17 protein-coding genes and 3 pseudogenes are annotated in these 26,995 nt (G+C 66.6%); 10 read left to right on the top strand and 10 right to left on the bottom strand.

Annotated elements, in window-relative coordinates:
* Positions 1–5 precede the first annotated feature (5 nt).
* The 4 genes from ACFPU0_RS26060 (at position 6) to ACFPU0_RS26045 (ending at position 4,591) form a co-directional block, all read left to right on the top strand.
* Positions 6–917 carry a LysR family transcriptional regulator gene (locus ACFPU0_RS26060; RefSeq protein ID WP_377696188.1) on the top strand — a complete coding sequence of 304 codons (912 nt, stop codon included), beginning with the start codon at positions 6–8 and terminating at the stop codon, positions 915–917.
* A gap of 117 nt (positions 918–1,034) precedes the next feature.
* Positions 1,035–2,225: a CaiB/BaiF CoA transferase family protein gene (locus ACFPU0_RS26055; RefSeq protein WP_377696187.1), complete on the top strand. Its 1,191-nt coding sequence runs from the start codon at positions 1,035–1,037 to the stop codon at positions 2,223–2,225.
* A complete protein-coding gene (locus ACFPU0_RS26050; RefSeq protein WP_377696186.1) occupies positions 2,222–3,160 on the top strand; it encodes a hydroxymethylglutaryl-CoA lyase in 939 nt (312 codons plus the stop codon). Before ACFPU0_RS26055 ends, ACFPU0_RS26050 begins: the two co-directional genes overlap by 4 nt.
* Before the next feature lie 93 nt (positions 3,161–3,253).
* Positions 3,254–4,591, top strand: coding sequence for an MFS transporter (locus ACFPU0_RS26045; protein WP_377696185.1), 1,338 nt, complete (start codon positions 3,254–3,256; stop codon positions 4,589–4,591).
* A gap of 102 nt (positions 4,592–4,693) precedes the next feature.
* On the opposite strand, the gene ACFPU0_RS26040 is transcribed toward ACFPU0_RS26045, so the two are convergent.
* Together ACFPU0_RS26040 and ACFPU0_RS26035 are read right to left on the bottom strand one after the other, a co-directional pair.
* Complete coding sequence (locus tag ACFPU0_RS26040; protein WP_377696184.1) at positions 4,694–6,673, bottom strand: alkyl/aryl-sulfatase; 1,980 nt, start codon at positions 6,671–6,673, stop codon at positions 4,694–4,696.
* 46 nt (positions 6,674–6,719) lie between these two features.
* Positions 6,720–8,303: a GMC family oxidoreductase gene (locus tag ACFPU0_RS26035; RefSeq protein ID WP_377696183.1), complete on the bottom strand. Its 1,584-nt coding sequence runs from the start codon at positions 8,301–8,303 to the stop codon at positions 6,720–6,722.
* Between the two features lie 115 nt (positions 8,304–8,418).
* Between ACFPU0_RS26035 and ACFPU0_RS26030 the strand changes: the two genes are divergently transcribed.
* Complete coding sequence (locus tag ACFPU0_RS26030; protein WP_377696182.1) at positions 8,419–9,444, top strand: AraC family transcriptional regulator; 1,026 nt, start codon at positions 8,419–8,421, stop codon at positions 9,442–9,444.
* 27 nt (positions 9,445–9,471) lie between these two features.
* On the opposite strand, the pseudogene ACFPU0_RS26025 reads toward ACFPU0_RS26030, so the two are convergent.
* From ACFPU0_RS26025 to ACFPU0_RS25995, 7 genes and pseudogenes are all read right to left on the bottom strand, one after another.
* A pseudogene (locus tag ACFPU0_RS26025) lies at positions 9,472–9,696 on the bottom strand (response regulator transcription factor); the annotation flags it as partial.
* A 78-nt stretch (positions 9,697–9,774) separates the two neighbouring features.
* A pseudogene (locus ACFPU0_RS26020) lies at positions 9,775–11,997 on the bottom strand (AAA family ATPase); the annotation flags it as partial.
* Positions 11,998–12,163: 166 nt separating this feature from the next.
* Positions 12,164–12,829: pseudogene (locus ACFPU0_RS26015) on the bottom strand (group II intron maturase-specific domain-containing protein); the annotation flags it as partial.
* A gap of 473 nt (positions 12,830–13,302) precedes the next feature.
* Positions 13,303–14,673 (bottom strand): DUF1329 domain-containing protein, encoded by a 1,371-nt coding sequence (locus tag ACFPU0_RS26010; protein ID WP_377696181.1) that lies wholly within the window; start codon positions 14,671–14,673, stop codon positions 13,303–13,305.
* A 31-nt stretch (positions 14,674–14,704) separates the two neighbouring features.
* Positions 14,705–16,663, bottom strand: a complete 1,959-nt coding sequence (locus ACFPU0_RS26005; protein ID WP_377696180.1) for a DUF1302 domain-containing protein — start codon at positions 16,661–16,663, stop codon at positions 14,705–14,707.
* 197 nt (positions 16,664–16,860) lie between these two features.
* Positions 16,861–19,029 carry a xanthine dehydrogenase family protein molybdopterin-binding subunit gene (locus tag ACFPU0_RS26000; RefSeq protein WP_377696179.1) on the bottom strand — a complete coding sequence of 723 codons (2,169 nt, stop codon included), beginning with the start codon at positions 19,027–19,029 and terminating at the stop codon, positions 16,861–16,863.
* A complete protein-coding gene (locus ACFPU0_RS25995) occupies positions 19,026–19,508 on the bottom strand; it encodes a (2Fe-2S)-binding protein (protein ID WP_377696178.1) in 483 nt (160 codons plus the stop codon). Before ACFPU0_RS25995 ends, ACFPU0_RS26000 begins: the two co-directional genes overlap by 4 nt.
* A gap of 403 nt (positions 19,509–19,911) precedes the next feature.
* Between ACFPU0_RS25995 and ACFPU0_RS25990 the strand changes: the two genes are divergently transcribed.
* From ACFPU0_RS25990 to ACFPU0_RS25970, 5 genes are all read left to right on the top strand, one after another.
* Complete coding sequence (locus ACFPU0_RS25990) at positions 19,912–21,858, top strand: alkaline phosphatase D family protein (protein WP_377696177.1); 1,947 nt, start codon at positions 19,912–19,914, stop codon at positions 21,856–21,858.
* Positions 21,859–21,890: 32 nt separating this feature from the next.
* The gene (locus ACFPU0_RS25985; RefSeq protein WP_377696176.1) at positions 21,891–22,322 is read left to right on the top strand and encodes a group II truncated hemoglobin; all 432 of its coding nucleotides are present in this window, start codon (positions 21,891–21,893) and stop codon (positions 22,320–22,322) included.
* 489 nt (positions 22,323–22,811) lie between these two features.
* Complete coding sequence (locus ACFPU0_RS25980) at positions 22,812–23,240, top strand: MarR family winged helix-turn-helix transcriptional regulator (protein ID WP_377696175.1); 429 nt, start codon at positions 22,812–22,814, stop codon at positions 23,238–23,240.
* A 22-nt stretch (positions 23,241–23,262) separates the two neighbouring features.
* Complete coding sequence (locus ACFPU0_RS25975; RefSeq protein WP_377696174.1) at positions 23,263–24,336, top strand: HlyD family efflux transporter periplasmic adaptor subunit; 1,074 nt, start codon at positions 23,263–23,265, stop codon at positions 24,334–24,336.
* A gap of 5 nt (positions 24,337–24,341) precedes the next feature.
* Complete coding sequence (locus ACFPU0_RS25970) at positions 24,342–25,883, top strand: DHA2 family efflux MFS transporter permease subunit (RefSeq protein ID WP_377696173.1); 1,542 nt, start codon at positions 24,342–24,344, stop codon at positions 25,881–25,883.
* On the opposite strand, the gene ACFPU0_RS25965 is transcribed toward ACFPU0_RS25970, so the two are convergent.
* Positions 25,880–26,851 (bottom strand): AraC family transcriptional regulator, encoded by a 972-nt coding sequence (locus ACFPU0_RS25965; protein WP_377696172.1) that lies wholly within the window; start codon positions 26,849–26,851, stop codon positions 25,880–25,882. The genes ACFPU0_RS25970 and ACFPU0_RS25965 overlap by 4 nt on opposite strands.
* Positions 26,852–26,995 lie beyond the last annotated feature (144 nt).

The following is a 26,995-nucleotide window of genomic DNA, read 5'->3' as shown; positions in this document are numbered from 1 at the left end:
CTTTCATGCACATCAGCAACCTCATCCGCCGCCTGGACCTGGTCACCCTGCAGCTCTTCGTGGCGGTGCACGAGGAAGGCACGCTGACCCGCGCGGCTGCGCGGGAGGCCATCGCCATGTCGGCGGCGAGCAAGCGCCTGATGGAGCTGGAAGGTGCCCTTGGCATCGCCCTGTTTTCCCGCCAGGCACGTGGCATGAGCCTGACCCCGGCCGGCGAGACCCTGCTGCACCATGCCCGGCGCATGCTCGGCAACGTGGAGAAGATCGGCCTGGAACTGGGCGAACACCTGCAGGGCATGCGTGGCTATGTGCGCATGCTGGCCAACCTGTCGGCGATCATCCAGTTCCTGCCGGAAGACCTCAGCACCTTCACCGCCCACCACGAGCTGGTGAAGATCGACCTGGAGGAACGCCCCAGCGACGGTGTGATCCGGGGCGTGCTGGATGGCGCGGCGGACTTCGGCATCTGCTCGGGCGACAGCGATACCCGTGAGCTGCTCAGCGTGCTCTACCGGCGCGACCAGCTGGTGGTGGTGATGCGCGCCGACCACCCCATGGCGACTGCGGGCCAGGTGGCCTTCGCCGATGTGCTGGACAACGATTTCGTCGGCCTGCATTCGGCCAGTTCGATCAACATGCGCACCCATGAAGCCGCGCGTCGTGCCGGGCGTGTGCTGCGCCTGCGCATCCATGTGCCGAGCTTCGACGCGGTATGCCGCATGGTGCAGGCCAACATGGGCATCGGCATCCTGCCGCGCCAGGCCTTCGAACTGTTCGGCGGCGCCCTGGGGTTGAAGGCGGTGGCACTCAGCGATGACTGGGCCGAACGCGAACTGCGCCTGGTGGCGCGGGACGAGGCATCGCTGTCGCCGGTCAGCCGCCTGTTGTTCGACCAGCTTCGGCAGGCGGCGTGCTAGAGCCTTTCGCCGGCACCCTTCGCGTTTCGCGAAAGGTCGTTGCCAACTGAGGGTTGGATCGTTTTTCAGCTGCTTCTTAGTCTTGGCCCTGCACTCCAAGAACAAGAGGTACCGCGCATGACCGCCCCGCTCAATGGCATCAGGGTCCTTGAGATAGGAACGCTGATCGCCGCCCCCTTCGCCGCACGCCTGATGGCCGAATTCGGCGCCGAGGTGATCAAGGTCGAGGCCATCGACCAGGGTGACCCCCTTCGCAAGTGGCGAAAGCTCCACCAGGGCACGTCCCTCTGGTGGTACCTGCAATCGCGCAACAAGAAGTCCCTTGCGCTGAACCTGAAGTCCGCCGAAGGCATCGCCATCATCAAGCGCCTGGTGGAAGACACCGATGTGCTGATCGAGAACCTGCGCCCCGGCGCCCTGGAAAAGCTCGGCCTCGGCTGGGACGTGCTCCACGCCCTCAACCCGAAGCTGACCCTGGTGCGCATTTCCGGCTACGGCCAGAGCGGCCCTTACCGCGACCGGCCGGGCTTCGGCGCCATTGGCGAGGCCATGGGCGGCATCCGCTACACCACCGGCGCGCCGGAATCGGTGCCGGCCCGCGCCGGCATCAGCCTGGGCGATTCGCTGGCCTCCCTGCATGCGGTGATCGGCGCGCTGCTGTCGCTGCTGCGGGTCAAGGACGGCGGCGAGGGCCAGGTGGTGGACGTGTCCCTGGTGGAAAGCGTGTTCAACCTGATGGAAAGCCTGATACCCGAGTACGACCTGCAGGGCCATGTGCGCGAACGCAGCGGCGGCGCCCTGCCCGGCATCGCGCCGTCCAACACCTACCGCACCGCCGACGGCGCCTTCGTGGTGATCGCCGGCAACAGCGACCCCATCTACAAGCGCCTGATGCGGGTGGTGGAACGGCCGGACCTGGGCGAACGCCCGGACCTCGCCCACAACGACGGCCGCGCCGCCCAGAGCGAGATGCTCGACGCCGCCATCGAGGCCTGGACCCGCCGCCAGCCGATCGACCGGGTGCTGGCCGCCCTGGAAGCCGCCGAAGTGCCCGCCGGGCGCATCTACTCGGTGGCCGACATAGTCGCCGACCCGCACTACCAGGCGCGCGGCATGCTGCTGGACAGCGAGCTGCCGGATGGCACGCGGGTGAAGATGCCCGGCATAGTGCCCAAGCTGTCCGCCACCCCCGGCGCGGTGAACTGGCAGGGCCCGGCCCTGGGCGAACACACCGACACGGTGCTCGCCGGCCTGGGCATGACCGAAGGCGATATCCAGCGTCTGCGCGACGAGGGGGTGGTGCGATGATCAGCGACTACAGCCAGCGCCTCATCGTCCAGGAAGTGGCGCCCCGCGACGGCCTGCAGATCGAGCCGACCTGGGTGCCCACCGAGGACAAGATCGCCCTGGTCGACGAACTCTCCCTGGCCGGTTTCAGCCGTATCGAGGCTGGTTCCTTCGTCTCGCCAAGGGCCATTCCCGCCCTGCGCGACGGCGAAGAGGTGTTTCGCGGCATCAAGCGCCAGCCGGGGGTGATCTATGTCGCCCTGGTGCCCAACCTCAAGGGTGCCCAACGCGCCCTGGCCTGCCGAGCCGACGAACTGAATCTGGTGATGTCGGCCAGCCAGACGCACAATCTGGCCAACATGCGCATGGGTCGCGCGCAGTCCCTGGCCGGCTTCGGCGCCATAGTCGAGGCGGTGCATGGGCAAGGGGTGGCGCTGAACGCCACGGTGGCCACCGCCTTCGGCTGTCCCTTCGAAGGGCGCATCGACGAAGACGAGGTGCTGCGCATCGTCGACGCCTACCTGGAGCTGGGCATGCAGGGCATCACCCTGGCCGACACCACCGGCATGGCCAACCCACGGCAGGTGTCGCGGCTGGTTGGGCGTGTGCTGGAGCGGCTGCCGGCCAAGGCGCTCACCCTGCACTTCCACAACACCCGCGGCCTGGGCCTGTGCAACGTACTGGCGGCCTATGAGGCTGGCGCCAGGCGCTTCGACGCCGCCCTCGGCGGTCTGGGCGGCTGCCCCTTCGCCCCCGGCGCGTCGGGCAACATCTGCACCGAGGATCTGGTCAACCTGTGTGACGAAACCGGGATACCCACGGGTATCGACCTGCAGCGCCTGCTGGCGATCTCGCGCCGCCTGCCCGCCCTGCTCGGCCATGAACTGCCCGGCCAGCTGGCCAAGGCCGGCCGCAATTGCGACCTGCATCCGCCACCGGCGGACCTGCCGGGCTGACGCCGCCGCGCCGTACCGATCACGGGGCGAAATCGCTCCACCAGATTACAAGAACAATCGGACGCCCGATGGGAGCGTCCGCCTGGAGACAAGATGAATACCAACGTACTGCACGCCTCTGCCGGCCAGGCCGGTTCCGACACCGAGAAGGCCCTGGTCCGCAAGGTCGCCTGGCGGCTGATGCCGCTGATCATGATCTGCTACCTGTTCGCCTTCTTCGACCGCATCAACATCAGCTTCGCCAAGTTCCAGCTGCAGACCGACCTCGGCTTCAGCGACACCGCCTATGGCCTGGGCGCCAGCCTGTTCGTGGTGGGTTACGTGCTCTTCGAAGTGCCGAGCAACCTGATGCTCTACAAGGTCGGCGCGCGCCGCTGGATCGCCCGCATCATGATTTCCTGGGGCCTGGCCACGGCGGCCATGGTCTTCGTCAGCAACGAATGGCAGTTCTATGCCCTGCGTTTCATCATCGGCGCCATGGAAGCGGGCTTCGCCCCCGGGGTGCTCTACTACCTGACCCTCTGGTTCCCGCAGAACCACCGTGGCCGCATCACTTCCATGCTGTTCCTCGCCTCGGCCTTCTCCGGCCTGGTAGGCGCGCCCTTCTCGGGCCTGGTGCTGGGCCATATGGACGGCGTCATGGACATGCGCGGCTGGCACTGGCTGTTCCTGCTCGGCGGCCTGCCCTGCGTGGCCCTGGGCCTGATGGTGCTGACCCTGCTCAAGGACCGGGTGGAGGACGCCCACTGGCTCACCGACGCCGAGAAGAGCTACCTCAGCAGCCGCATCAGCCATCAGCAGGCGCACCAGCACGGCAGCTCGCTGCTGGCCGCCATCCGCATCCCCGGCTTCCTGATGCTCGGCCTGATCTACTTCCTGATCCAGGTGGCCTCCTACGGCCTGAACTTCTGGGCGCCGCAACTGATTCGCAGCGCCGGCACCGACAGCCCGACCCTGATCGGCCTGCTCACCGCCATCCCCTACGTCTGCGGCGCCATCAGCATGGTGGTGGTCGGCCGCCTGTCCGACGCCAGCGGCGAACGCCGCAAGTTCGCCGCGGGCCTGGTGTTGCTGGGCGCGGTGGGCTTCTTCAGTGCCGGGCTGTTCGCCAGCCACACCACCTTCCTGATCATTTCCCTCGGCCTGCTCGGCGCCGGCGTAGTGGCCTCCATCCCTTCGTTCTGGACCCTGCCGCCCAAGCTGCTGGCCGGTGCCGGAGCGGGTGCGGCCGGTGGCATCGCCCTGATCAATACTCTGGGCCAGCTCGGCGGCATCGTCAGCCCGATCATGGTCGGCCGCATTCGCGACCTCACCGGCAGCACCACCCCGGCGCTGTACCTGATCGCGGCGACCGGCCTGATCACCGCCGCCCTGCTGCTCTGGGGCCTGCCGGAACGGCTGCGGACCCGCGACCTCCCCCACCAAGACTGATCGGCCATAGCCTTCGGGGAGCCGACTCCGAACACACCGGCCCCTCTCTCATTCCGGGAGAGGGGCCGGCGGTCATCGGCAGGTCTTCGCGCTTCGACGATGTCAGGGGGTCACGATGCTGAACCAGAAGTCGAACTTGTCGAGCAGGCCCATGAACTCGGCAAAGGCTTCCTGGCGGCCGTCGAATTTCAGCTCGCCGGAAGCCACCTTCTGCTCCAGGGTCGCCTTGCCCAGCTGGATGTCTTCCAGCGTGGCCTTGCTCATGGTCAGGCCGACATCGGCCTTGTCATCCGCCTTGTCGGCGTAGGTCAGGACCGCGTCTTCGACTGTCAAGGCATAACTGCGCTGCAGATCGGGGAAGTTGAAATTGAGCACGAGCTTCTTCCCCGCGGCACGCTCGCCGTTCAGCCTGACCGCCAGATAGTCGAAGAGCATCTCCGGGGTCATCGCGCGGATCACGTCGGGGCTGGCGGTCACCGTGCCGCCGCCGGCAGGCACGCCATTGCGCAGTTCATAGGCGCCCTGCAGGTAGGCCGAGCGCCAGGGGCCGGACTCTGCCTGGTAGCCCATCTGCTCGAAGCTGTCGGCCAGCAGGCCCTTCGCCTCGGCGTTGTCCGGCTCGGCGAACACCACCTGCTTCAGCGCTTCGGCGACCCAACGGTACTCCCCCTTGTCGAAGTCGGCCCGGGCCTTGGCGAGCACGGCGGCCGCCCCGCCCATGTACTCGACATACTTCTTCGCCGCGGCCTGCGGCGGCAGCTTGTCGAGGTTGGCGGGGTTGGCGTCGTACCAGCCCATGTAGCGCTGATAGACCGCCTTGGCATTGTGCTTGAGGGTGCCGTAGTGACCGCGTCCCGGCCAGAATTTTTCCAGTTCCGGCGGCAGCTTGATGGCCTCGGCGATCTCCTCGCTGTTCATGCCCAGGTTGAGCATGCGCACCGTCTGGTCGTGAATGTACTTGTACAGGGCACGCTGCTTCTTCAGGTAGTCGGCGATCTCAGCCTGCCCCCAGAGCGGCCAGTGGTGGCTCTGGAACTTGACCTCGGCCTGGTCGCCGAACAGGGCGAGGGTCTCACCGATGGATTTCCCCCACTTCAGCCCATCCCGCACCTGGGCGCCGCGCAGGGTATAGAGGTTGTGCATGACGTTGGTGGTGTTCTCGGCCATCCACATGGCCTTGAAGTCCGGGAGCCAGGTATTCATCTCGGTGGGCGCCTCGGTGCCCTCGGTCATCTGGAACACCATCTTCACGCCGTCGAGGGTCAGGGTGTCGCCGGTGGCGCGGACGAATTCGGTGGGTTCGATCAGCGTTGCGGCGCCGGTGGAAACATTCTGCCCGATCCCCGCGCCGACGCTCCCCAGATCGTTGCGCGGCAGCAGCGTACCGAACTGGTACACGGCACGGCGCGCCATGGCGTTGCCGGCCAGGACGTTCTCGCTGACCGCCTCTTCGGTGAAGCCCAGGGGCGCGACGATGCGCACGTTGCCCGCCTTCACGTCGCGCTCGTCGACAATGCCGCGCACCCCGCCAAAGTGGTCGATGTGCGAATGGCTGTAGACCACGCCGACGATCGGCTTCTTGCCCAGTTGCTCCGTGACCAGATCCAGGGCGGCCTTCGCGACTTCGACACTGATCAGGGGATCGAAGACGATCCAGCCGGTCTTGCCCTCGATGAAGGTGATGTTCGAAACGTCATAGCCACGCACCTGGTAGATGCCGTCGGTGACCTTGAACAGGCCATAGAGCATGTTCAGCTGCGAATTGCGCCACAGGCTTGGGTTGACCGAGTCCGGCGCGGGCATGTCCAGGCCGATATAGCGCTTGTACGACTCCATGTCCCAGACCACCTTGCCGCTGGCGTCCTTGATGGTCAGGGTGTCCGGCCTGGCGATGAAGCCGCGCTGGGCATTCTCGAAATCCCGCTTGTCGCTGAACGGCAAGGCCTGCAGGACCGCCTGGTTGGCTGCCCGGGTCACCTCGGACGCCGGCTTGGAGGAAACGGGAACGGCATGGGCAGCAGCCGTTGGCAACAGGGCAACGGCGAGTGCTGCGGAGCAGAGCCGTTTCAGGGAATGGTGCATGCAGTGCATCCTCGATTGTTATCGGAATTTGCGGAGCCCCCGGGCATCAGGCCTGGGCAACCCACTCCGCGGCGCGCTCGGCGATCATGATCGACGCCGCATTGGTGTTGCCGCCGACCAACGTCGGCATGATCGAGGCGTCGATCACCCGCAGGCCCTGGAGGCCGTGCACGCGCAACTGGCTGTCCACCACGGCGTCTTCGTCGTTGCCCATGCGGCAGGTACCCACCGGGTGGTAGATCGAGTCGGTACGCTGGCGCAGCAGGTCGATCAGCTCCTCGTCGCGATACAGCCCCTCGCTGAACATGTCCTTCAGGCCGAAGCGGGCCATGGGTGCCTGTTCTACGATTTCCCGGGCCATGCGGTAGCCCTTGAGCAAGGTCTGCACATCATCGTCGTGGCCGAGGAAGTTGGGATCGATACGCGGCGGCGTGGAGGGGTCGGCCGACTGCAGGCCGACGCTGCCCAGGCTCTTCGGGCGCAGCACGCAGACGTGGCAACTGAAGCCATGGCCCCAGTGCAGGGTGCGGTTGTGGTCATCGATGATGCTGACCACCGAGTGCAGCTGGATGTCGGGCCGGATGAGGTCCGCGCGGGTCTTCAGGAAACCGCCGCCCTCGGCGAAGTTGCTCGCCAGGGGACCGCGCCTGCGCGCCAGGTATTCGACCAGCGCCGCCCCCATCTTCAGGCTGCCGCCAAGGGAATAACCCAACAGGGAGGTGTCGCTGCTCTTGTAGCACTGCACCACGTCGGGATGGTCCTGCAGGTTCTTCCCGACGCCGGGCAGCTCATGCTGCACGCCAATCCCGTGGGGCTTGAGTTCGGCTTCCGCGCCGATACCCGAGAGCAGCAGCAGGTGCGGGCTGCCGAAGGCGCCGGCGCTGAGCAGGACTTCCTTGCGCGCCTTGAGCCTGGTGCGCTGGCCGCGAATCATCGCCGAAACGCCGACCGCCTGCTTGCCTTCCAGCAGGATGCGCTCGGCATGTGCCCCGGTCAGCACCGTCAGGTTCCTGCGCGCCTGGCGCACCGGCTTGAGGAAGGCCGTTGCGGTGCTCCAGCGGCGGCCATCGCGGATAGTGACGTCGTACTGGCCCACACCCTCCTGCTCGGCGCCGTTGAAGTCGTCGTTGTAGCGATGTCCGGCCTTCCTGCCCGCTTCGATGAAGGCGTGGGTGGCCGCATGGGCCTCGATCTGCCCCACGTACAGCTCGCCCTCGGCGCCGTGGAAGTCGCAGGCGCCGCGATGGTTCAGCTCGCTCTTGCGGAAGTACGGCAGCACATCGGCGAATGACCAGCCGGGGTTGCCCAGCGCCGCCCACTCGTCGAAGTCGCTGTGGTGGCCACGGATGTAGATCATGCCGTTGATCGAGCTGCTGCCGCCCAGCACCTTGCCCCGCGGCTGGTAGCCGATACGCCCGCCGAGCCCCGGCTGCGGCACCGTCTGGAAGGCCCAGTTGGCATGCCGGCTGGGCAGGATGGCAGCCACACCGGCCGGCGCATGGACCAGGGGGGACCGGTCCTCGGGCCCGGCTTCGAGCAGGCATACCGACAGCGCCGGGTTGGCGCTCAAGCGGTTGGCCAGGACGCAACCGGCCGAGCCTGCGCCGATAATGATGTAGTCGAATTCCATCGTATTGCTCCGAGTTGCCAAGGGGCCGGGCGTAGGGGGCGCCCGTGCTGGAATTCTTCTCGGAGACGCGAGGGAATAATTGATCTTTCATGACTTATATTTGATCTTTGACGACATGCCCCCCCTGATCAGAACCACCTCCTTCGGCGGCTTCCGTGAACTGCTGGCCAAGCTCGGCAAGGACCCCGCGCCATTCCTGGAACGCTTTCGCATCAAGGCGGAACTGCTCGATGACGAAGACGCCCGGGTGCCATTGAGTTCCCTGGTGGCGTTGCTCGAATACGCGGCGCAGGAACTGGACTGCCCGGACCTCGGACTACGCATGGCCGAGTACCAGAATCTGCATGTGCTCGGGCCGATCGCAATCATCGCGCGCAACTCGGCCACCGCCGGACACGCGCTGGCGGAGATCGTCCGTTTCATCGGCTACCACAGCGCTGGCATCCAGCTCGACCTGGACCGCAGCGAGCCGAAGGCGCCACGGCTGGTGTTCGGCCTGCGCCTGCCCACCCCGCAGCCGCAACGGCAGTTGGTGGAATTGGCCCTGGGCGTTTCGCACAACACGATGAAGATGCTTTACGGCAGCAGCTTCAAGGCCCAGGCCGTCCTGCTGTCCGGCCAGGGCCCTCTGCCTCTGGCCCGCTACCGCCGTTTCTTCCAGGCCGAGGTGTACACCGGGCAGGCCTGCAACGCACTGGTCCTGACAAACGCCCAACTGAACCAACGCATCGAGCAGCAGGACCCCGGACTCCACCGCATGCTGGTGCAGTACCTGAGCCAGTTCACCCAGGACGCATCCTCGGACGTGGTGGAGCAGGTGCGGCGCCTGGTGCTGCGCCTGCTGCCGACCCAGCAGTGCCGCCTGCCGCTGGTGGCCGAGCAACTCGGCCTGCACGAACGCGTGCTGCAACGACGGCTGGCCGAACAGGACTGCAGCTTCGAGCAACTGGTCGAAGCCATACGCCGGGATCGCGCCGACACCTACCTGGCCGAACGGGATATTCCGATGTCGCAGATCGCCGGCATGCTCGGCTACAGCGAGCAGGCCGTGTTCAACCGTGCCTGCCGCCGCTGGTTCGCCATGACGCCCGGTGCCAGGCGACGGGAATTGCTGGCGCTGCGCGCGAGAATGCACGACTAGGCGCGCGCTCTTTGCACCGGCCGCGGATCACGGCGTCAGCCCCAGTTCCTTGGCCCGGATCACCGCCTGCGTGCGCCGCTCCACCCCTAGCTTGGTGTTGATGCGCTGAGCATGGCTCTTGACCGTATGCAGGGAAATGAACAGGGCCTCGGCAATCTGCTGATTGGAAAAGCCCTGGGCGATCAGCTTGAGCACAGCCAGCTCGCGCCGGCTCAACAGGGAAACCGCTTCGCATTCACCCGGGCTGCCGGAGCCCTTGCTCACCCAGCGCATCATCGCCGGATTACGCTGGCTGAACGTCTGTTCGAGGCTGGCCAGCCCCAACTGCCGAGCCATGGCCAGGGCATCCAGCAGGACCTGCCTGGCCTGGGCCTGCCGGTTGCAACCGTACAGGCCTTCAGCCAGGCTGAACCCGGCTTCGCAGGCCAATGGTCGCCGTCCCTCGTCCAGCGCAGCGCCATGGATGGCCGCGAGGTTGTCCACCGCCTCCTCCACCGCCTCACCGGCCAGCTGTGCCCGAGCCAGCAACAGACGCAGGCGCACGTTCAGTTCGGGGGCGCCGAATGGCGGAAGCTGGGTGGTTTCGGCCAACTGGCCACGCAGCGCCTTTTCGGCCTGGGCATGACTGCCCTGGTTCAACCAGAGCCGCGCCTTGGTCAGCAGGATCAAGCCCTGGTACAGCTGCACGCTGATGTGGCCGTACTGCATCAACCGCTCTGCCTCGGCAATGCGCACGAAGGCACCGGCGGAATCGCCGTGCAGGGCGTCCAGTTCGGCCATCCCCAGGTAGCCCCAGGTAGCGGCCGGATCGGCGCAGGCCCGGCATTCCCGTATGCCCGACTCGAAGGCGGCCTCGGCTTCCGCATAACAGCCACGCTGCAAGAGCAGGCCGGCGCGAAGCAACTGGACCCGCCCCTTGATCGGGCTCTCCTGCGCGCCCCAGGCGCTGGTCAATTCCTGGTGAAGGCGGGTCAGCAGGGTTTCCGCGCGCAGCAATTCCCCGCGGATTTCCAGCAGCTTCACGTGTTCGAGGGCCAGCACGCTTTCCACGGCCAGGCTGCCGTGCTCGCGGGCCTGCTTGATGGCGAACCGGTTGAGCTCCTGGGCCCTTGCGAAATCACCTACGATCAGCGCCTGCTCGACCTGAAGCACTTCACACAGCAGGCGCTGGCCCCAGGCTCGATCCGGCAGCTCGGCGATGGCCTCGGCCACCAGCGGCCGCGCCTGCTCGGCATCGCCCCGGTGATACGCCAGCTTGCCCATCAGCGCCTTCCATTGCGCGACCAGCTCGAACTGCCGGCGTGCATCCGGCTGCGGCAGGAAGCGTCCGAGCGCGTCGATGAAGTACTGCGCCTCCTCGAGCCGTCCACCGAGCAGCAGGAGCCAGGCGTTGATCAGGGTCAGCCGCGGTGTGCTGGCCAGCATCGACAGCGGCAACTGGTTCCGCAACTCCAGCAGCAGGGCGAACCCACGCCCCTGCAGCATGCGGTCCTGGGTGTAGCGCTCCATCAGGCTGGCAGCTACGTCCGGTTGCTCGGCCTTGAAGGCGTACTCCATCGCCGGGCCTATCTGCTCCTGGCTCATGTACCACTGGCAGGCCTTGCGGAACAGCGACCTGGCCATGCTGCCGGGAAGTTGGCCGGCCAGCAGAGAGGCGAATGCCCGTTGCACCCGCAACAGCCTGCCCTCCTGGTCAACGGTCTCGATGAACAGGCCGGATTCGAGCAGGTGGTCGAGCAACTGCGCGCCCTCCCCCACGCCCAGCAAATGCTCGCACAAGCTCCGGTCGAACTGCGGGAAGTGTGCCAGGCTGCAGAGCGCCTGTAGCCAGTCGCCGGGCAGCTCATCGAGCACTTCGCGTTTGAGGTATTCCAGCACCAGGGCGTTGCCGCCATCGACCGGCGCCTGCTGGCCAGGCTTGAGCCCGAGCAGACGCAGGCATACCCCGGCGCACCAGCCCTGGGATTGTTCCATCAGTTCCAGGATCGCCTGGCGTGGCCAGTGATGGCCGGCCCGTTGCAGCAGCTCACCCAGTTCGCCTTCGGAAAAGGCCAGTTCATGACTGCCCAGCTCGAACAGTTCGCCATCCAGCAGCAGACGAGCCAGCTGCAGTTGGGGGCGACGCCGACCGGCAACCCACCAACGGGTGCGATACGGCGAACGAAGGATGAGCTCGTTCAATGCCCGATCCAGCTCTCCGTCGGCCAGGCGCGGATAGTCATCCAGCACCAGCCAGCACGGGCGCTCCTCTGCGTTCAGGTGCTGGGTGATCGCATCGAGGTCGGCGGACGCCAGCCCCAGCGCGCTTGCCAGGCGCCGCACAAAGGCCTCGGCACCCGGGCGCTGGCCACGCAGGTCAAGATAGACCAGCCGGGTATCGGCCGGACGCTGCCGCATGCATTCGCCCAGGAGCACGCTCTTGCCGCTGCCGGCGGCGGCGCATAGCAAGCGCAACCGGCAATCGGCCTCCAACAGGGCATCGCGCAGGCGTGGGCGGGGAAAGTGGAGCGGCGGCAGCCGGGGCAGGTCGGGATTGAACGGCGGTTGTGCCATGGCCACATTGGCTTCCAGATCGATGGTGGAGCCATCCTTGCAGAGCCTGAGGAGATTGCGCAATGGCGCTTGCGCGAAATCGGCATAGGGGACGGCCCTCCCAGGCCGTTCCCCTGCCACACCACCCGGCATGCGGGTCCGCACCGGGCGGTTCGAGAGATTGAGGTTAGGAGAGGCGTGGCACGCCGAGACGGTCAAAGTACGCAATCGTCAGCACCCGGTGCACCGCAGAGAGGCTGTTATGCCACCAGCGGCGGCTCAGCGCTGCCACCGATTGCGCCACCCGGGGGTTAGCTCCCAGGCGCAGCAGCTCCCGATAGGTCGTCTTGCCGCGACGCCAGTGCTTGAGGTGAAGGGCACGCAGACGGCGGCGTATCCACTCGTCCAGCTCGCGCCAGATTCGCGGTGTTTGGGCCAGCCCGAAATACCCTTTCCATCCCAAGAGGTAGCGGCGCAGTGTCCCGACCACCTCGGCAAGGCTGCAGCCGCCGGATCGGCGGGTCAGTTGCCTAACCCGGTGCTTGAGCGTTGCCCGCGCCTTCATCGACACCCCGCGTTGGACCTCATCGTTCGAGGCCAGCCAGAGGGCGTAACCGAGGAACTTGCGGCCAAACGCACTGGCCACCGCACTCTTGCTCTCGTTGACGCTCAAGTGCAGCCGTCCATACAGACGCTTCAATAAAGCCATCACCCGTTCACCCGCCTTTTGACTACGCACGTAGACGTTCGCGTCGGCGGCGTAGCGCACGAAGCAATGACCTCGGCGCTCCAGCTCCCGATCCACTTCGTCCAGCAGCACGTTCGCCAGCAACGGCGACAGCGGGCCGCCCCGCGTTTGGCGGGCATCTGACTTCCGGTCATGTCGCATCAAGATGGCCTACGACGCTCTCTCTCGTTCGGCCCTTCGTCGAAAAAAACGACTACTACGGCCTCGGCTGACTTCTCGCTCCGGCTGGTGCCGTCGCCCTTTCAGGCACAAGGCGAGATCTCCCCAGGTAAGAACGCACTCCTGCACCGCACAACCGCCGGATCTACGCCACCGCCCCTTGACCACGAGAGCTTCGCGGCTTTTAGCCCGCTCGCCCTGGTCGGCATCGCCTTGTATCCGGTTCTTGTTCATCGGCTCGCGGCTTCGCTCCACGCTTCCTTCCCACGGTCGGTCACCCTTCCGCAGTTGCGCTTCACTTCGTTCGCTGTGGTCAACTCACGGCGGGACTTTCACCCACAAGATTGCGCCCATGCTGGGCGCACAAAAAAAACGGCCCCGGAGGGCCGCAATACACACATGGAGCGATCGATTGCGAATCAGCGTATGCCGGCCTGGCGCAGGGCCGCCGGGGTGTAGGCAGACGCAGAGGCCTTGGCGCCGAACTCGAAGCTCTGCTTCTCCTCGTTCTTCAGCCCCAGTACCGAGTAGCGGCCGGAGATCAGGTCGTACAGGGCCTCGGCGGTATAGCCCGGCACCTGCTTGTGGTAGTACTGCTGGGCATGGCCCTCGCCGACGCGCCACAGCTGGCCGCGACCGTCGTAGTGGTCGACCAGGGCCAGCTGCCAGCTGTCTTCGTCGAAGTACATGTGGCGGGTGGCGTAGATGTGACGCTCGCCCTGCTTGAGCTTGGCCACCACCTCCCAGACGCGGTGCAGCTCGTAGCGGGTCAGGTCCTGGTTGATATGGCCCGGCCGGATGATGTCCTTGTACTTGAGGCTCGGCGAATCGAGCTTGTAGGCGTTGTAGGGGATATACATCTCCTTCTTGCCGACCAGTTCCCAGGTGTAACGGTCCGGCGCGCCGTTGTACATGTCGTAGTTGTCCGAGGTCGCCAGGCCGTCGGCGGCGGTCGCCGGCCCGTCATAGGCCACCTGCGGAGCACGACGCACGCGGCGCTGGCCGGCGTTGTAGAGCCACGCCAGGCGTGGCTCCTTGACCTGGTCGATGGTTTCGTGGACCAGCAGCACGTTGCCGGCCAGGCGCGCAGGGGCGGTCACGTTCTGGATGAAGTAGAACAGGATGTTTTCGGCCTTGCCCTTGTCCACGTCCGGCAGCTCGGTGGGGTATGACACCTCGTCGGTGAACTGGACCATGCTGAATGCGCCGTTGGACTGCGGCTGCACGCGGGTCATGTAGCGCTTGATGTTACCGCCGCGGTAACGGGTGCTGTGGTTCCACACAACCTCGACGCCGCTCTTGGGGATCGGGAAGGCGTAGTAGCGGCTGTCGCCGAAGCCCTTCAGGCCGTTGCCACCGTCGACACCTTCGGTGTTCAGCGCGCTGGCCCTGGCCGCGGCGTAGATGTCGCCCGGCAGCGCTGCACTGCGGTGGGTCTTGTATACCGGGATCTTGTAGGTATCCGGATAGCGCTTGAACATCGCCCTCTGGCCGGCGGACAGCTTGTCCTTGTACTGCTCGGCATTGCTCGCGGTGATGGTGAACAGCGGCTGTTCGCCGGCGAAGGGGTCCGACAGGAAGCCCTTGGCGTCAGCGGTGCCGGCGTTCTGCGGCAGGCCGCCGGTCCATTCCGGAATGCTGCCGTCGGCATTGCCAGCCTTTTCAGCGCCGATCGGGGTCAGGCTGGTACCCAGCTTCGCGGCCTCATCCGGCGAGACCTTGGCCATGACGCTGGTTGCCAGCAGGCTCAGCGCCAGGGCGCCGGATTGCATCAGTTTCTTGTTGTTCATCAGTCTTCGTCCTCTGCGTCTGGTGCCGCGCTTAGAAGCTCATCCCGACACTGAGCGCGAGAAAGTCGCGATCGATCGAGGTGTTGTAGGTGCCACCGAAGAAGTCGGTGTAGGAAAGACTGGCGCTGTAGGTGTTCTGGTAATCGGCGTCCAGGCCCAGGCTGACGGCCTTGTTGCCCTCGTTGAACACGCCATTGGCTCCATAGCCGTCGACATCGTGGGACCAGGCCAGGCTGGGCTTGAGGTTCACCCCGGCGAACACGTCGTTGTAGTCCCACACCGCGCGCATGCGGTAACCCCAGGACGTACTGGTGACGAAGCCATCGTCCTCGCAGTACTTGCTGACGTTCTCCGCCGTCGGGCTGCCCAGGGTGCCGGCGTTGAGGGTCTGACAGGTGCCGTTCGGCAGCGGACCGGGCCCAAAGACGGGATCACGCCCGTAACGCACCCTGCTGGAGCTTTCCAGACCGCCGACGTGGGAAACGCCGATTTCTCCCACCAGGGTCAGTCGCGAAGCGCCCATCACCTGATCGACGAACTGGACGAAGGTGGTCTGGAACTGGGTGACCTCCTTGCGCCGATAACCGGGCAGCTCGGAACCGGGAGTGGCCCGCTGCAACGAGACATTGGGGTTCAAGGGCGTCAGGCCGGCGAACAGGATGTCGGTGGTGTTCAGCTGCACCGGGGCATTGGGCCGGTAGCTGATCTCGCCGCTCCACGCCGTGCCGGTGGGCAGGGTGGTGGAGAAGCTCAGGCCGTAGAGCCTGATGTCTTCCGGATACTCCATGAAATACTGGGAGTTGCCCGCAACCACCAGCGGCGCCAGGGCCGGCGTCAGCTGCCGTGCCAGTGCCGCGGACTGGCCGGCAGGAATCCCGGCGCCGACCAGGCCACCGGCCAGCTGCGGGCCGAATCCGGCCGGATTCTGCGGACTGAACAGGCCGAAGACGGCAGGATCGGCAGCGTTGATGCCGAGGAACGGCGTGCGGCTGTGATAGTTCATGGCGTAGACACCGAACTCGGTATCCAGCGGTTCGGCGAAATAGCGCAGCGCAAGGCCGTACTGGCCGTCATCGTTCGGGTCACGATCCCCGGCGCGGCGCACCACCACACCTTCGTCGGGATTGCCCCAGGCGACACCATTGTCCTGCAGCGTGCCCTGCACGATGGGACTGATCGGACCCAGGCTGCTGGCCAGGCCGGACTGGGTGCGCAAGACCGCAAGATTCCGGTCGCAGCCGTCGGCCGCCACGTCCGGCTGGGAGAAAAAGGTCCCGCAGTTGTCGATGACGGTCTGGTCCCACTCCAGTTGGTAGAAGGCTTCGGCGGAGAGGTTGTCGGTCAGGCTCTGGGACACGTAGAACATGTTGACCGGGATCAGGCCTTCTTTGATCTCGGCGCCAGGACGGCGGAAGGCGGCCACGTCGATCGGGTTGATCGAGTTGATGCTGTTGAGAATGAAGGTGCTCTCGCCCCAGCTCACCACCTGCTTGCCCAGGCGCACGCTACCCGGCAAGTCGCCCAGTTGATAGTTGTGGTAGAGGAAGGCATCGAGCAGCTGGGCGCCGGAGGCCTTGGCGGCCTCCTTGCGGTTGTGGTCGTCGATGTCCTTGAACAGGCGGTGCTCGTCCTTCAGCTCGAAGTCGTACCAGTACTTGCCGCGAGCGAAGACGCCAGTGTCGCCGTACTTCAGCTCGAGGTCATGGATACCCTTGAAGATCTTCGAGAAGGTCTCGCCCTTCTTGAAGTTCAGTCGGCCGTCGTCGGAGGTCTGCGATAGGCCGTCGCCACCGTTGTTCACGCCGATCAGGTCCGGATCGGCCCCACGCGTGGACCAACTGGCCCCCACCGACAGCGAGGAGTCGAACTGGCCTTCGATTTCACCGACGGTGAAGCTCACCGCCCCTGCCGGAAGCGCGATGCTCATTGCGACCGCGACCGCCAGTGCGCTGGGACAGAAGGATTTGCAGGTTCTTGTTGTTGTTTTCATTGGCCTCTACCTGAAGGGCATTGCGAGGAGGCCAACGCTATTCAAACACCCCATTCGGGGGTAACAGGCAAAGTAGTGATTCTGAAAGTCATACCAAAGAGTGAATTCCGCGCCGCGCGGTTTCACGGACGGGGAAAGTCTTTCCGGTCTGGATGCCGGGCGCACCGGTATCGAGCTAGCGGTGCGCCCGGCCGCGGTCAGACCTGGCGCAATTGCTGCGGATCGATCGGCAGGCTGCGCAGGCGCTTGCCGGTGGCGGCGTAGATGGCGTTGACCACCGCCGGGGCGATGATCACCGTGGACACTTCGCCCAGGCCGCCAGGGGATTCGCCGCTGTCGATGATGTGGGTCTCGATGGGCGGTACCTCGTTGATGCGCAGCAGCCGGTAGCTGTCGAAGTTACCCTGTTCCACCCGGCCGTCCTTGAAGGTGATGTTGCCGAACAGCGCCGCCGTCAGGCCGAAGACGGTGCCGCCCTGCATCTGCGCCACCACCGAGTCCGGGTTGATGGGAATGCCGCAATCCACCACGCCCGTGATCTTCAGCACCTTCACCTGGCCGCTGGCGTCCACGCTCACTTCCGCCACCTGCGCCGCATAGGTGCCGAAGCAGTAGGTCAGCGCCAGGCCACGGCCGTGCCCCGCCGGCAGCGGCGAATCCCAGTTGGACTTCTCGCGCAGGGTTTCCAGCACCTTCAACGCACGTGGATGCTTCTCCAACAAGGGATAGCGGTAGCTGAAGGGATCGACCTTGTTCATCGCCGCCAGCTCGTCCATGAAGCCCTCCACCATGAACGCATTCTGGGTGTGGCCCACGCCGCGCCAGAAGGCAGGGGTGATGCCCTTGGGCGGCTCGTGGCGCACGTAGTGCACCGCCAGGTTGGGGAAGCCGTACGGGCCACAGGCGTCGCGCACGGCGTCGCCGTCCACGCCGTTCTTGAAACGGTCCGGGGCCCAGCGGGCGATGATCGAGCCGCCGGTGACCTTGTGGGTCCAGGCGATGGGCCGACCCTGCTCGTCCAGGCCCGCCGCGAGGTGGTTGTAGTGGAAAGGCCGCAGGGTGCTGTGGCGGGTGTCCTCCTCGCGGGAATAGATCACCTTCACCGGGTAATCCACCTGCTTGGCCACCTCCACCGCGTGGCCGACGAAATCCGTTTCCAGGCGCCGGCCGAAGCCGCCGCCGAGCAACTGGTTATGCACCTGCACCTTCTCTTCCGGCAAGCCGGTGAGCTGCGCGGCCAGGGTCTTGGCCCGCGCCGGCACCTGGATGCCGAGCCAGAGGTCGCAGCCGTCCTTGCGTACATGGGCGGTGCAGTTGACCGGTTCCATGCAGGCATGGGCGAGGAAGGGCACCTGGTAGATCACCTCCACCCGCTTCGCCGCCTTGGCCATGGCCTCCTGGACGTTGCCCTCGGCGCGGGCCTGGACGCCTTCGGCCTTGGAGGCCTCGGCGATGTCCTTCAGCATCCCGGCGCTGGAAACCTTGGCGTTCTCGCCCTCGTTCCACTTGATCTGCAAGGCCGCCAGGCCCTTGCGCGCGGCGCCGGTGTGGTCGGCGATCACCGCCACCGCATCCCGGGTGCGCACCACCTTGCGCACGCCATTGACCGCCATGGCCGGCGCGTCGTCCACCTCGGCCAGGGTGCCGCCGACCACCGGGCAGATGGTCAGCGCGGCGACCTTGACCCCTTCGGGGCGGACGTCGATGCCGAACATCGCCTTGCCACGAACCTTGTCCGGCGCGTCGGTGCGCTTGGCGGGCGTGCCGATCAGCTTGAACCGGGACGGGTCCTTCAGCGGCACCTCGCCCGGCAACGGCAACTGCGCGGCGGCGTCCACCAGCTCGCCGTAGCCCAGCTTGCGGCCGCTCTCGACATGCACCACGGCACCGTTCTCGGCCTTGCAGCTGTCCACCGGCACCGACCATTGTTGCGCCGCCGCCGTCACCAGCAGGACCCGTGCGGTGGCGCCGGCCTGGCGCAGGGGTTTCCAGTTGGCCGGCACCGAAGTGGAGCCGCCGGTGACCTGGAAGCCCAGCATGGGGTTGGCGTAGCGCTTGTCGTCGGCCGGGGCGTGCTCGACGACAATCTGGTCGAGGCGCACTTCGAGTTCCTCGGCGATCAGCGCCGGCATGGAGGTGTAGGTGCCCTGCCCCATCTCCACCGGCTGGATGATGAAGAACACCTGGCCGCTGCGGTCGATGCGGATGTAGGCGTTGGGGCTGAACTCGCCCTCCGCCGCCTGCGCCTCGCCCATCAGGCCCGGCAGGCTGAAGCTGATCAGCAGGCCGCCGCCGACAGCGGCGCTGGCCTTGAGGAAGCCCCGGCGGCTGAGGCCGAGGTCGGTAAAGGAAGTCAGGTCGTTCATGCCGCATCCTCCCCTTTGGCCGGCTGTGCGCCCGCCGCCACCTTGATGGCCTCGCGGATACGCAGGTAGGTGCCGCAGCGGCAGATGTTGCCGGACATGGCACCGTCTATCTCGGCATCGCTGGGATTCGGGTTGGTGGCCAGCAGCGCGCTGGCGGACATGATCTGCCCCGACTGGCAATAGCCGCACTGCACCACTTCCTTGGCCAGCCAGGCGTCCTGCACGCGCTTGCCGACCTCGCTGTCGCCGATGGCTTCGATGGTGGTGATCTCGGCGCCGACCATGCTGCTCACCGGCATCACGCAGGAGCGCACCGCCGCTCCGTTCATGTGTACGGTGCAGGCGCCGCACAGGGCCATGCCGCAGCCGAACTTGGTGCCGGTCATGCCCAACACGTCGCGCAGTACCCAGAGCAGCGGCGTGTCGGGATCGACGTCGACGCTATGTTCGGCGCCATTGATTTTCAAGGTGAGGGCCATATCGCCTCCCGGAAGGTTTCATCAGGACAGACGCCCGTCGACGCGGGCGTTCCACGGTTGGCCAGGGCGGTACGGCGGCCCTGGAGGAAAAGGCTGGCGAGAAGATGGATCAGGGCGCACCTGAGTGGGCTTCGGGAAGCGTGCCTGGAAAGAGCTGGGCCAGTGGGCCGTCAAAGGGTTCCTGAAGCATGGGCGCCTCCCCGGGCAGGCCGTTCCATCAGGGCTGGGCGGCTGGCGGCTCCGAGGCGCCAGCGCGGGACAAGTCAAAGGATGCTAAACCACCGGCAGGGGCTGACAATGGATTTAAACGCACTACTGGGCTGAGTTTTTTTCAAGCCATTTCGGAGCGCTGCCGTCACTCGCGGTATCCTGTTGCGCTCGTTCTCACAGGCCCGTTGTCCCGATGTCCGCCGTTCCCGCCCAGGAAAACCTCCCCTCTGTCCTCGCCGGCCCCATGCTGCGCCGGCTCGAAACCCGGCGCCTGGTGCTCTGGCTGGTCGGTACGCGCCGGCTCACGCCTGTTCTGCGGCTGATGGTGGACGGCGGCAGCGCCGAGTATCGACTGGAGGGCCAGGCGTGCCGGGTGATTCCCTTCGGCCGGCACGCCTTCCTGCACCTGATCGACCTGCGCCTGGACACTTCGCTGCCCCTGGACCAGCAGGTGGACTACGACCTGCTCATCGACGGCCAGGGCATCGCCGACTGGGCGCCGCACCTGCTCTATGGCGAGGCGCGCCAGCCCAGCTTCGTGCTGCGTTCGCGAATCGACCATCTGCTCCACGGTTCCTGCCGCAAGCCCCATTACCCGGCGGATGATGGCCTGCTCTGCGCCGATCGCCTGCTGGCCGCCGGCCCCGCCCCCGAACAGCGCCCCGCCCTGCTGATGCTGAGTGGCGACCAGGTCTACGCCGATGACGTGGCCGGCCCGATGCTGCGCGCCATCCACCAGTTGATCGAACGCCTCGGCCTGTTCGACGAGCGTCTGGAAGGCGCGGTGGTCAGCGACAGCGCCGCGCTCTACGCTCACCCGGCCAGCTACTACCACAGGGCCAACCTGCTGCCGGCGCTGGAAAGCAACGAAACCCTGCGCGAGCGCTTCTTCGGCGGCGCGCGCAAGCCCATCTTCACCAGCAGCAATGCCGAGAACCACCTGGTGACGTTCGCCGAGGTGCTGGCCATGTACCTGCTGGTCTGGTCGCCGGTGCCCTGGACGCTGGTGGCGCCGCAGATGCCCGCCCTGGAGGCGGACAAGGCCGAGCGCTACCGCCTGGAGGAAGCCCGCCTGGCCGGTTTCCGCGACGGCCTGCCCGGCGTGGCGCGGGTACTGGCGCACCTGCCGACGCTGATGATCTTCGACGACCACGACATCACCGACGACTGGAACCTCTCCGCCCAGTGGGAACTGACCGCCTACGGCCATCCCTTCTCCAAGCGCATCATCGGCAACGCGCTGCTGGCCTACATGCTCTGCCAGGGCTGGGGCAACGATCCGGCCGCCTTCGCCGAACTGCTGCAGCAGACCCAGGCCCTGAGTGCCACGGCCGAGGCGGACAACCACCTGGACAGCGCCGCCCTGGACCGGCTGATCGACCGCCTGATCGGCTTCAACCGCTGGCAGTACGTGCTGCCCACCACCCCGGCGCTGGTGGTGCTGGACACCCGCACCCGCCGCTGGCGCAGCGAGATAAACCTCAAGCGCCCGTCCGGACTGCTGGATTGGGAGGCACTGAGCGAATTGCAGCAGGAACTGCTGGACCACCCCTCGGCCATCATCGTCTCCCCGGCACCAGTGTTCGGGGTCAAGCTGATCGAGACAGTGCAACGGGTGTTCAGCGCCTTCGGCCACCCGCTGCTGGTGGACGCGGAAAACTGGATGGCCCACCGTGGCGCGGCCCAGGTGATCCTCAACATCTTCCGCCACTCGCGCACACCCGGCTCCTACGTGATCCTCTCCGGCGACGTGCATTACTCCTTCGTCTACGAGGTGCTGATCCGCCACCGCCAGCAGGGGCCGAAGATCTGGCAGATCACCAGCAGCGGCATCAAGAACGAATTCCCCCGTGGCCTGCTGGAGGTGTTCGACCGCCTCAACCGCTGGCTCTATTCGCCGCGCTCGCCGCTGAACTGGTTCACCAAACGCCGCCCGATGAAGGTGATGCCGCGCATCCCGGCACAGGCCGAGGCCGGCGAACGGCTGTGGAACTCCGCCGGGCTCGGCCAGGTGTTCTTCGACGACCAGGGGCGGCCGTCACGCATCTTCCAGCTCAACGCCGACGGCCGCGAACCCACCGAATTCCTCGAGGATCGCGACGAACGGCCGGCTGAACGGCCCCTGGCCCGGCGGGTATGATGCACGTCCCGATTCCCGACCCATTTGCCCTCATGAGCACTCAACTCCCCTTCGGCACCGGCGACGCCTCCTACCAGGCCGCCGGCGGCATCGACGGCCTGCGCCGCCTGGTGGACGACTTCTACCGGCTGATGGACGAACTGCCGGAAGCCGCCGACCTGCGCCGCCTGCACCCGCAAAGCCTGGAGCTGTCCCGCGACAAGCTGGCCTGCTTCCTCAGCGGCTGGCTGGGCGGGCCCAGGCTGTTCAGCGAGAAATACGGTTCCATCGCCATTCCCTCCTTCCACGCCCAATGGCCCATCGATGAAGCCCTGAGCGGCGCCTGGCTGGGCTGCATGGAACGCGCCATCGCCCTGCAGCCCTTCTCGCCGGAATTCGCCGAGTACCTGCTGGCGCAGTTGCGGGTGCCGGCCCATCGGGTGGTCCAGGCCAGCCGCGCGCGGCACGGCCAAGGGCAGTTGTAGGGGCGAATTCATTCGCCAAGGGCAGCGCAGCTGCCCCTCCTGGCCTTTGCAGGGCAGACCTGCGGCCTGCTTGGCGAATGAATTCGCCCCTACAAGTAAACATCCACGTTCGTAGAACCTGGACTTGCGCTAGCCCCCTGGAAGAGGGCGAATCCTCCCCCTGCACAAGACCGCCCCCTTTCGCCTGGCCTGGGCCGTAGGGTGCGCTGCGCGCACCGATTCCGGGATCGGCTTCGGCACCACGTCAAACCGCCGGTGCGCACGGCGCACCCTACCGGATCGGCTTCATCCTGCCAGCCCGGACATTCGAATCGTCACAGGCAGAGCCGCTGACTCATGACCACGCCCCAAGGACGTGGTTTCCCAAGTGCAAATGAATTCACCCCTACAGAGTCGATTTGCCTCAACAGGACACCGACCCATCCCGCTTTGACGACTCACCGGTCACAGCCATATAGTAAGCAACGCTTATTATATGGAGCCCTTAGCATGGCCGCCCTTGAAGAGAGCCTGGGATTCCTCCTCGCCGATGCCTCGCGCCTGATGCGTCGCGCCTTCGAGCAGCAGATCACCGGCAGCACCCTGACCCTCGGCCAGGCCCGCGCCCTGGCCCATGTCGCGCGCAATGAAGGCTGCCGCCAGGTGGAGCTGGCCGAGCGACTGGAGATCAAGCCCATCACCCTCGCCCGCCTCCTGGACCAGCTGGAGCAGGCCGGACTGGTGGAGCGCCGCGCCGACCCGGACGACCGCCGCGCCTACCGCCTGTACCTCCGCGAGCAGGCCGACAAGGCCCTGGAAGATATCCGCGCCGCCGGTGCCGCCATCCATGCCACGGCGCTGCAGGGCATCAGCGAGACCGAGGCGATAGTGCTGGCCAGTGCACTGCGCAAGCTGCGCGCAAACCTGTCCTCCCGTTGATTCCACAAGGAACGGCAATGCCATGAACACCCACACGGTCATAGTTCCGCAACAGGAAGCGCCGGCCACCGCCCCATCGCGCGCCAAGCGCCTGCTGCTCATGGGGGTGGTGCCCCTGCTGGTGGTGGGCCTGAGCCTGGCCGCCTACCTCCATGGCGGCCGCTATGTGGAAACCGACAATGCCTACGCCAAGGCGGACAAGGTGCCGGTGAGCGCGGATGTGTCCGGTACCATCATCGAGGTGCTGGTCAAGGAGAACGAACAGGTCGCCGCCGGCCAGTTGCTGTTCCGCATCGATCCCGCCAGCTTCCGTATCGCCGTCGCCAAGGCCGAGGCACGGCTGGCCCAGGTGCGCACCGACCTCGCGGCGCTGAAGGCCAGCTATCAGGAGAAGTCCGCCGAACTGGCCCTGGCCCGGACCCGCCACGGTTTCGCCGAAAAGGACCTGCAGCGCCAGGCCAACTTGGCGCAGAAGGGCTACCTCTCCCCCGCCAGGCTCGACGAGTCCAGCCAGGCCGCCCAGGTCGCCGCCCAGGAAATCGACGCCCGCGAGCACGACTTGAAGCGCATCGCCGAAAGCCTCGGCGGCAGCCTCGCCCTGCCTGTGGAACGACACCCGAGCTACCTCAGCGCCCAGGCGGAACTGGAACAGGCCAGGCTCGACCTGCAGCGCACCGCGGTTCACGCGTCCCTGCCCGGCAGCGTCAGCAAGGTTCCGCAGCCCGGCCAGTACATCAGCGCCGGCAACACCGCGATGACCCTGGTGGCGGACGGCAACCTCTGGGTAGAAGCCAACTTCCCGGAAAAGGACCTCACCCATGTGCGCCCCGGACAGCTGGTGGGCGTGCGCTTCGATATCTATCCCGACCGCACCTGGCAAGGTGAGGTGGAAAGCCTGAGTCCCGCCACCGGTTCGGAGTTCTCGCTGCTGCCGGCGCAGAACGCCACCGGCAACTGGGTGAAGGTGGCGCAACGCGTGCCGGTACGCATCCACCTGCAGCCGGATGCCGACCTGCCGCCCCTGCGTGCCGGCCTCAGCGCGATGGTGGAGATCGACACCGGCCACCATCGCAGCCTCGCCAGACTGCTGCCCTGACCAGGATGAACGCGACCAACGCCGGTGATGCCGGCTCGCACCGCTGGCTGATCACCGTCTCGGTGATGCTGGCGACCATCATGCAGGCGCTGGACACCACCATCGCCAACGTCGCCCTGCCGCACATGCAGGGCAGCATGGGTACCACCCAGGACCAGATCAGCTGGGTGCTGACCTCGTACATAGTCGCGGCTGCGATCTGCATGCCGCTGACCGGTTTCATCGCCGCGCGGTTCGGCCGCAAGCGGCTGTTCATGTGGTCCATCGTCGGCTTCACCGTCGCTTCCATGCTTTGCGGCGCGGCCCAGAGCCTGGAGCAGATCGTGCTCTTCCGCCTGCTCCAGGGCGTGTTCGGCGCCGCCCTGGTGCCCCTGTCCCAGGCCGTGCTGCTGGACACCTATCCCACCGAACAGCACGGCTCGGCCATGGCCATCTGGGGCGTGGGGGTGATGGTCGGGCCCATCCTCGGCCCCAGCCTCGGCGGCTGGCTCACCGAGTACTACAACTGGCGCTGGGTGTTCTACATCAATCTGCCCTTCGGCCTGCTGGCCTGGTTCGGCCTGGCGGCCTTCCTCAAGGAAACCCCGCTCGAGCGGGAACGTCGCTTCGACCTGCCCGGCTTCGCCCTGCTCGCCCTGGCCATTGGCGCCTTCCAGTTGATGCTCGATCGCGGCGAGTCCCAGGACTGGTTCCACAGCCGCGAAATCCTCATCGAAGCCATGCTCGCCGGCCTCGCTCTCTATTTGTTCATCGTCCATGTGCTGACCCACCGCCAACCCTTCATCGAACCGGCCATGTTCAGGGACCGCAACCTCAGCATCGGCCTGCTGTTCATTTTCATGATCGGCATCATGCTGTACGCCAGCATGACGCTGCTGCCGCCCTTCATGCAGAACCTGATGGGCTACCCGGTGCTGGACGTAGGCAACCTGCTCGCCCCGCGGGGCCTGGGCACCATGCTGGGGATGATGCTGGTGGGACGGCTGATCACCCGCATCGACCCGCGCTGGATGATCGGCGTGGGCCTGCTGCTCACCGCCCAGTCACTGAGGGAGATGACCTGCTTCACCGCGCAGGTGAGCGCCTACGACATCATCCGCACCGGGGTGGTCCAGGGCTTCGGCCTGGGGCTGGTCTTCGTGCCGCTGTCCACCCTGACCTTCTCCACCCTGGCGCCGCGCTACCGCAACGACGGTACCGCGCTGTTCAGCCTGATGCGCAACGTCGGCAGCGGCATCGGCATTTCGGTGGTGATCAGCTACCTGGCCCAGCGCACCCAGATCAACCACGCCGTCTTCAGCGACTTCGTGACCCCCTTCAACCAGGCGCTGACCCGAGCCACGGAAAGCGGCGCCATCGACCTTGCCAGCCCCGCCGGGCTGGCGGCGCTGAACGCCGAGGTGACCCGCCAGGCCGCGACCCTGGCCTACCTGCAGGACTTCCGCCTGATGATGTTCGTCACCCTCGCCGCCCTGCCCCTGCTGCTGCTCCTGCGCAAGCCACCCAAGGTGGCCCGCGCGCCCGATACCCACGCGGCGATGGACTAGCCCGCCGGCTGGCGGCGCAACTGACTGCGCCGCCAGGCCGCCGGCGGCGCGCCGAACTCGCGACGGAAGGCGCGGCTGAAGGCGGTGTCGGTCTGGTAGCCGACATCCTCGGCGATGCGTGCCAGTGGCGCGTTGCTGCGGCACAGCAGGTTGGCCGCCAGCATCATGCGCCACTGGGTCAGGTACTGCATGGGCGAGCTGCCCACCAGTTGCTGGAAGCGCTCGGCCAGTACCGAGCGCGAGGTGCCGGAGGTGCGCGCCAGCTCTTCCAGGGTCCAGGCCTGCGCCGGGCATTTGTGCAGGGCGTTGAGGGCCGCGCCGACGATCCGGTCCCCCAGCCCCGCCAGCCAGCCGGTGCGTCCCGCCGCCTGCTCGTTCATGTACAGGCGCAGGACCTCGATGAACAGCACTTCGGCCAGCTTGGCCAGCACGCCCTCTCCCCCGGGCCGCGGCGACCGGGCCTCGGCCAGCGCATAGCGGACAGAGGCTTCCAGCCAGGGCCCGGCGCTGGAGTCCCGCACGTTGACCCGCACCAGGGAAGGCAGGCCGGCCAGCAGCAGATCGGCCAGCCGGGCGTCGCAGGCCAGGTAGCCACAGACCAGCCGGGTGATCGCCCCACCGCCGCCATAGGCCAACTGCCGGGGCCGCCGCGCCAGCACCGCATCCAGGCGCGCGCCGGTAGCCGGGGGCAGGCCGGGTTGGGAAGTCATGCGGTGGGCGTCGCCCTGGGGAAAGAGCACCACGTCACCCGGCACCAGATGCACAGGCCGCTCCCGCCCCAGCTCGACGAAGCATTCCCCTTCGGTGATCAGGTGGAAGATCACCACCCGCTCGGCACCGGGCTCCAGCAGCGATACCACGGAATCCGCCCGGGGCGACTGGTAGCACCAGGGCGCGCTGAACCGCGCGTTGATGAAGATGGCGCCGACCAGGTGGACGACGCGCAGGGTTTCCGACAGAGCGTCCATCAGGGCTCACCTCCGGCGCACTCCTGAAATTCTGGGCGCCAGGGCCCGGCCACAGCGTCCGGCCGGATAAATGGCTGCTCCCGCGGACGATCGGACAGGCCTTGCCGACGCTCGGACAGGACGCCGTGGCGACGGAGGCGGATA

This window comes from Pseudomonas sp. GCM10022186, assembly GCF_042656385.1.
Taxonomy (GTDB): domain Bacteria; phylum Pseudomonadota; class Gammaproteobacteria; order Pseudomonadales; family Pseudomonadaceae; genus Metapseudomonas.
This window is presented reverse-complemented; position numbering and strand designations above follow the sequence as displayed.

Excerpts from the sequence above, each read along its gene's own strand:
- ACFPU0_RS26000 (WP_377696179.1), bottom strand. The coding sequence starts at position 19,029 with ATGAACGACCTGACTTCCTTTACCGACCTCGGCCTCAGCCGCCGGGGC.
- ACFPU0_RS26060 (WP_377696188.1), top strand. The coding sequence starts at position 6 with ATGCACATCAGCAACCTCATCCGCCGCCTGGACCTGGTCACCCTGCAG.
- ACFPU0_RS26055 (WP_377696187.1), top strand. The coding sequence starts at position 1,035 with ATGACCGCCCCGCTCAATGGCATCAGGGTCCTTGAGATAGGAACGCTG.
- ACFPU0_RS25995 (WP_377696178.1), bottom strand. The coding sequence starts at position 19,508 with ATGGCCCTCACCTTGAAAATCAATGGCGCCGAACATAGCGTCGACGTC.
- ACFPU0_RS25990 (WP_377696177.1), top strand. The coding sequence starts at position 19,912 with ATGTCCGCCGTTCCCGCCCAGGAAAACCTCCCCTCTGTCCTCGCCGGC.
- ACFPU0_RS26035 (WP_377696183.1), bottom strand. The coding sequence starts at position 8,303 with ATGGAATTCGACTACATCATTATCGGCGCAGGCTCGGCCGGTTGCGTC.
- ACFPU0_RS26010 (WP_377696181.1), bottom strand. The coding sequence starts at position 14,673 with ATGAACAACAAGAAACTGATGCAATCCGGCGCCCTGGCGCTGAGCCTG.
- ACFPU0_RS26050 (WP_377696186.1), top strand. The coding sequence starts at position 2,222 with ATGATCAGCGACTACAGCCAGCGCCTCATCGTCCAGGAAGTGGCGCCC.
- ACFPU0_RS25970 (WP_377696173.1), top strand. The coding sequence starts at position 24,342 with ATGAACGCGACCAACGCCGGTGATGCCGGCTCGCACCGCTGGCTGATC.
- ACFPU0_RS25980 (WP_377696175.1), top strand. The coding sequence starts at position 22,812 with ATGGCCGCCCTTGAAGAGAGCCTGGGATTCCTCCTCGCCGATGCCTCG.
- ACFPU0_RS26045 (WP_377696185.1), top strand. The coding sequence starts at position 3,254 with ATGAATACCAACGTACTGCACGCCTCTGCCGGCCAGGCCGGTTCCGAC.
- ACFPU0_RS26030 (WP_377696182.1), top strand. The coding sequence starts at position 8,419 with ATGCCCCCCCTGATCAGAACCACCTCCTTCGGCGGCTTCCGTGAACTG.
- ACFPU0_RS25975 (WP_377696174.1), top strand. The coding sequence starts at position 23,263 with ATGAACACCCACACGGTCATAGTTCCGCAACAGGAAGCGCCGGCCACC.
- ACFPU0_RS25985 (WP_377696176.1), top strand. The coding sequence starts at position 21,891 with ATGAGCACTCAACTCCCCTTCGGCACCGGCGACGCCTCCTACCAGGCC.
- ACFPU0_RS26040 (WP_377696184.1), bottom strand. The coding sequence starts at position 6,673 with ATGCACCATTCCCTGAAACGGCTCTGCTCCGCAGCACTCGCCGTTGCC.
- ACFPU0_RS25965 (WP_377696172.1), bottom strand. The coding sequence starts at position 26,851 with ATGGACGCTCTGTCGGAAACCCTGCGCGTCGTCCACCTGGTCGGCGCC.
- ACFPU0_RS26005 (WP_377696180.1), bottom strand. The coding sequence starts at position 16,663 with ATGAAAACAACAACAAGAACCTGCAAATCCTTCTGTCCCAGCGCACTG.